This is a genomic window from Micromonospora foliorum (assembly GCF_022229015.1).
Classification (GTDB): domain Bacteria; phylum Actinomycetota; class Actinomycetes; order Mycobacteriales; family Micromonosporaceae; genus Micromonospora; species Micromonospora foliorum.
In genome coordinates, this window is the sequence record NZ_JAKKFF010000231.1 from 1 (window position 1) to 5,215 (window position 5,215).

A 5,215-nucleotide genomic window follows, 5' to 3' on the forward strand; every position below is an offset into this window, starting at 1 on the left:
CCCTTTCCCTAACCGACCCTCTTCCGATCTTGGGGCCCGCCCGCAGCCGACGCCGGCCAACTCGGTGCCGGCCCGCCAGCAGACGCCGGCCAGCCCGGTGTCGGCCCGCCAGCAGACGCCGGCCAAACCGGTGTCGGCCCGCTGCCTGGCGAGGGGAGGGGTGTGCGGTCAGCCCCCGGCCTGGTCGGCGGCCCCACCGACGGGGCTCCTGCCCCGGGCGGTCGCGCCGGAGCCGGAGTCTCACCGCCCCGGCGCCAGTCCCAGCCGTCGGTCACGTCGGTGCCTCCCAGTCCGTCCCCGGATCCCGCGCCGCGTCGCCCGGCCACGGGCCGGTCTGGTCGCGGCTGACGGGATACCGCCTCCAGGATTGCACGGATGTACGCGGTGCAGTCAGCGGTTGCCCCGGTGATCGCTTCCGGCGGAGGCGCGGCTGCGCCCCACGACGGTCGCCTCTACGCTCACAGTGCCAACCCGCCCCCGCACCACGCACCGCCCCCGGAGGTGCCCCATCGCCACGGTCGCCGGTTCCGGCAGTTCGACGACACAGGCTCAGCACTTCGCCGAGTCGTACGTCACCGAGGATCTCGTTTTGCGTACCGCCCGCAGCCTGGCCCGGGAGGTGGGTCTCGACGCGGTCACTCCCGGCGCGGGAGCGGCGCTGCGGCTGCTGGCCGCCGCCGGCAATGCCCGTGCGGTGGTGGAGATCGGCACCGGCACCGGGGTCAGCGGCGTCTGGTTGCTGCGCGGCATGCGCGCCGACGGCGTGCTCACCACCATCGACGTGGAGGTGGAGCACCAGCGGATCGCCCGGCGGATCTTCGCCGAGGCGGGCTTCGCGGCCGGGCGCACCCGGATCATCACCGGTCGGGCTCTCGACGTGCTGCCCCGGCTCGCCGACGGCGCGTACGACCTGGTCTTCGTGGACGCGGAGGCGACCGGCTTCCATGCCTGTGTGGAGGCGGCGCTGCGGCTGTTGCGCCCGGGGGGCGTGCTGGCGCTCAACGGGGTGCTGGCCAGCGGCCGGATCGGCGACCCGGCCGCCCGGGACGCGGAGACGGTGACGGTCCGCGAGACGATCAAGGCGGTGCGGGAGTCGGAGCACTGGATCCCCGCCCTGCTTCCGGTCGGGCACGGGCTGCTCGCCGCGGTGAAGTGCTGACCCGGGCCGAGGACGGGTCGAAGCCCCGGTCGAGCCGAGGCCTCGACCCACGCCCTAGTTGACGTCGGCCAGCCAGCGCAGCAACGACCGGACGCCCCAGCCGGTGGCGCCCCGGCTGACCTCGGCCTGGTCACCGTCGGCCCAGGACGGGGCGGACATGTCCAGGTGCAGCCAGCGGTCCCGTAGTTCGCCGGTGAACTCGCGCAGGTAGAGCGCGGCCAGCACCGAGCCGGCACCCTGCGCCGGCGCGCTGTAGAGGTCGGCGATCTCGCTGCCGAGGTACTCGACGTAGTCGGTGTGCAGCGGCATCCGCCAGGCCGACTCGCCGGCCGCCTCGGCCGCCGCCAGCACGCCGGCCGCCAGCTCGTCGTTCTCGCTGTACAGGGCGGCGGTGCGCTTGCCCAGCGCCACCGAGTTCGCGCCGGTGAGCGTGGCCAGGTCGAGCAGCAGGTCCGGTTTGAGCTGCTGCACCGCGTACGCCAGCGCGTCGGCGAGGACCAGCCGGCCCTCGGCGTCGGAGTTGGTCGTCTCGCTGGTCGTGCCGCCGTAGTGCCGGATGACGTCGCCGGGGCGGAACGCCGAGCCGCTGACCATGTTCTCGGCGAGCGGGGCCAGCGTGGTGATCCGGACCGGCAGCCGCAGCGCGGCGGCGCCCAGGGTGGCGGCGACGACCGCTGCCGCGCCGGCCATGTCCTTGCGCATCAGCTTCATCGACGCCACCGGCTTGATCGAGATGCCGCCGGTGTCGAAGGTGATGCCCTTGCCGACCAGCACCACGTGGGTGCGCGCGTCGGCGGGGTGCCAGTCCAGTTCGACGAGTCGGGGTCCGCTGGCGGAGCCACCGCCCACGGCGAGGATCCCGCCGAAGCCCTCGGTGGTCAGCTCGGCCGGGCCACGGACCCGCAGCCGCAGATCCGGAAGATCGGCTGCGGCGGAGGCCACCTGGTCGGCGAACCACTGCGGGGTCTTCACGGAGGACGGGGTGTTGGTCAGGTCCCGGGCGAGATGGGTCATCGCGGCCGTGGTCCGGGCCGTGGCGACGGTGTCCTCGTACCCGGTCGGGTCGGCGAGCAGCAGGTCGACGCCGGTGAGCGCCGGCCGGTCGCCGGCCTCGGTGAGTCGGAACCGGTACGGGGCGAGCAGCAGGCCCTCGGTCAGCCCGCGAACCGCGGCCGGGGTCACCTCGGCCGGCAGCGCGATGGTGATATGCGTCTCAGCTGCGGCGGAGCGGGCCAGGGCCGCGCCGGCGGTCCGCCAGGCCGCCTCGTCGCCGTCACCGATGCCGAGCAGCAGCAGCCGACCGGGGGTACGCCCGGGGCGCAGCTGGGTGTGGATCTCGCCGGCTCGGCCCGTCAGTCGGGCCGCTGACACCAGCGCGGTCGACTCGTCGGCCGTGCCGTCCGGGGCCGCCACGGCGGTCGACACGGGCTCGGCCGAGGTGTCGCCTTCCGCCGTCGGATCGGCGGGACGGACGGGCAGGACGAGGACGTCGAGCCGGTCGGGCTCGGCGATCAGGCGGATGGCGAGCACGCGGAACCGTACCTCCAGGAAAGTGACGCGGACGGCAGCGAACCCACCTGCCCGCAGCGTTGAAGACCCTGAGCCACCGGCGATCCCGGTGGCTCAGGGTCCGACGAACGTTCCGGGCGGCGTGAGCCGCCCGGAGCACTCCTTACTCAGCCGGCCGCTGCCTTCAGTGCGTCACCGAGCGCGTTGGCCTCGTCGGGAGTCATCTCGACGACGAGCCGGCCACCGCCCTCCAGCGGGACCCGCATGACGATGCCCCGCCCCTCCTTGGTGACTTCCAGCGGACCGTCGCCCGTCCGCGGCTTCATCGCCGCCATGTTGTCTCCCCTCAGACCTACACCAGGGTCGGTGGGTTGCCCCACAGCCACTTCGTCACGACCACCCGCAACGGTCACGGGGGTGTCGACCAACGATTTTCCCTGATGAACACCGCCGGACCCAAACCGGAGCAGCATTGATGTAACAGCATCTAGCTTATCTTGAGAAGGCCTGTCACAATGTGCGGTCATGCAGGCACGGTCGGCACTCTTCGACCTGTACGGCGACCACCTCCGTCCGAGGGGTGGCCGGGCACCGGTTGCTGCCCTGGTCAAGCTACTGGCGCCGCTGGGAATCGCACCGCCGGCAGTTCGCACCGCCGTGTCCCGGATGGTGCGTCAGGGCTGGCTCGAACCACTCCGGTTGGTCTCCGGACCGGGGTATTCGATCACACCGAAAGCTGCCCGGCGACTCGACGAGGCAGCGGCCCGGATCTACCGGACCGGCCGGGTCACCTGGGACGGGCGGTTCGATCTGCTGGTGTTGGAGGCCCCGGGCTCCCGGCGGGACCGTCAGCGGCTCGCCGCCAACTTGAGCTTCCTCGGCTACGGGACGCTCGACGAGCAGACCTGGGTCGCCACCCGCCCCGCCGAGGATGTCGACCTGCTCCTCGCCGAGACCGGCATCCGGTTCGAGCGGTTCACCGCCTCGCACTTCTCCGGCACCCCCGGCGCGATGGGCGTGGTCCGGCGAGCGTGGAACCTGGCCGAGATCGGCCGCGCCTACGAGCGGTTCGTCGCGGACCAGCGCCCGCTGCTCGCCGCCGTCACCGTGCGCAGCAGCGACGAGGAGGCGTACGCGACGCGGTTCCGCCTCGTGCACGCGTGGCGTACGTTCCTCTTCCAGGACCCGCAGCTGCCCCCGGCGCTGCTGCCCGAGCGGTGGCCTGGCACCGCCGCGGCCAGTTTCTTCGACCGGCACGCGGCTCGCCTGCGTCCGGCCGCCGACCGGTACGTCGAACAGTGCCTCGACGCCGGCAACCGCATCGTCCGACAGAAGGGTCGTTAGACACGTGACCGAGCCGCTGCTGGTCGACCGGACCGATGCCGTCGTCACCCTCACGCTGAACCGGCCGAACGCCATGAACTCGCTCAACGTGGCGCTGAAGGAGGCGCTGCGGGACGCCCTGGCCGAACTGGAGACCGACCGGTCCTGCCGTGCGGTCGTCCTGGCCGGGGCCGGCGGGTCGTTCTGCGCCGGGCAGGACCTGCGCGAGCACGTGGCCACCCTGGAGCACTCCGCCAGTGACCCGTTGGGCACCGTGCGGGCGCACTACAACCCGATCGCCGCCCGGCTCGCCAACCTGCCCAAGCCGGTGATCGCCGCGGTCCGTGGGATGGCCGCCGGGGCGGGCGCCTCGCTGGCGTTCCTGGCCGACATCCGCATCGGCGGTCCGACCACCAATTTCCTGATGGCCTTCGCCAAGGTCGGTCTCGCCGCCGACACCGGCGCCTCCTGGACGTTGCCCCGACTGGTCGGGCACGCCAAGGCGGTGGAGCTGCTGATGCTGGCCGAGCCGGTCCGCGCCGAGGAGGCCTGCCGGCTGGGCCTGCTCAACCGGTTGACGGACGACGACGAGCAGGTGTTGCCCGTCGCCCAGGAGTTGGCCGCCCGCCTCGCCGCCGGCCCGACCGTCGCGTACGGGGCGATCAAGCGGCAGCTCTCCATCGCCGACGCCGGCACCCTCGCCGACGCCCTCGCCGCCGAGGCGCAGGCCCAGTCGATCTGCGGCGCCACGGCCGACCACCGGGCGGCCACCCTCGCCTTCGTCGGCAAGCAGAAACCGGTCTTCGAGGGACGCTGAACGCGATCCGGACGCCGCCCTTACCGTCCTCGAACACGGGCCGCCTAGCGTCGGCCGGTATGAGCGATCGTGAAGCGGTGGCGCACCTGCTGCGCCGGGCCACCTTCGGGCCGACCGCCGACGAGGTGGACGCGGCCGAGCGGGCCGGGCCGGCGGCGACCCTGGACCGCCTGCTCACCCCACCCTCGACGGACAAAGGTGCGGCGGCCACGCCGATCCCCACGCTGCCCCCGGACCCGTACGCCGGGCTGACCAAGGATTCCACCCGCGAGCAGCGGCAGCAGGCCAACGCGGAGCGCCGCAAGCAACTCCAGCAGGTCACCGAGTGGTGGCTGGACCGGATGGTGGTCGCCGAGGACGGGCTGACCGAGAAGTTGCTCTTCTTCTGGCACGGGCACTGGGCCACC

Annotated in this window: 6 protein-coding genes; 4 read left to right on the plus strand and 2 right to left on the minus strand. The window is 73.0% G+C overall.

The window, feature by feature from the left end:
- The first annotated feature begins 589 nt into the window (after positions 1 to 589).
- Positions 590 to 1,159, plus strand: coding sequence for an O-methyltransferase (locus PSH25_RS17480; protein ID WP_145786483.1), 570 nt, complete (start codon positions 590 to 592; stop codon positions 1,157 to 1,159).
- Positions 1,160 to 1,213: 54 nt separating this feature from the next.
- On the opposite strand, the gene PSH25_RS17485 is transcribed toward PSH25_RS17480, so the two are convergent.
- Both PSH25_RS17485 and PSH25_RS17490 read right to left on the minus strand, forming a co-directional pair.
- A complete protein-coding gene (locus PSH25_RS17485) occupies positions 1,214 to 2,689 on the minus strand; it encodes a leucyl aminopeptidase family protein (RefSeq protein ID WP_238660092.1) in 1,476 nt (491 codons plus the stop codon).
- 146 nt (positions 2,690 to 2,835) lie between these two features.
- Entirely contained in the window at positions 2,836 to 3,003 is a 168-nt protein-coding gene (locus PSH25_RS17490; protein WP_007455245.1) for a DUF3117 domain-containing protein, read from the minus strand.
- Positions 3,004 to 3,193: 190 nt separating this feature from the next.
- Here PSH25_RS17490 and PSH25_RS17495 point away from each other — a divergent pair, with 190 nt between their 5' ends.
- From PSH25_RS17495 to PSH25_RS17505, 3 genes are all read left to right on the plus strand, one after another.
- Complete coding sequence (locus PSH25_RS17495) at positions 3,194 to 4,012, plus strand: PaaX family transcriptional regulator (protein WP_091394799.1); 819 nt, start codon at positions 3,194 to 3,196, stop codon at positions 4,010 to 4,012.
- A 4-nt stretch (positions 4,013 to 4,016) separates the two neighbouring features.
- Positions 4,017 to 4,808 carry an enoyl-CoA hydratase-related protein gene (locus PSH25_RS17500; RefSeq protein ID WP_238660093.1) on the plus strand — a complete coding sequence of 264 codons (792 nt, stop codon included), beginning with the start codon at positions 4,017 to 4,019 and terminating at the stop codon, positions 4,806 to 4,808.
- Positions 4,809 to 4,867: 59 nt separating this feature from the next.
- Positions 4,868 to 5,215 (plus strand): DUF1800 family protein (locus tag PSH25_RS17505; protein WP_238660094.1); only part of this gene is annotated, 348 nt, incomplete at its 3' end.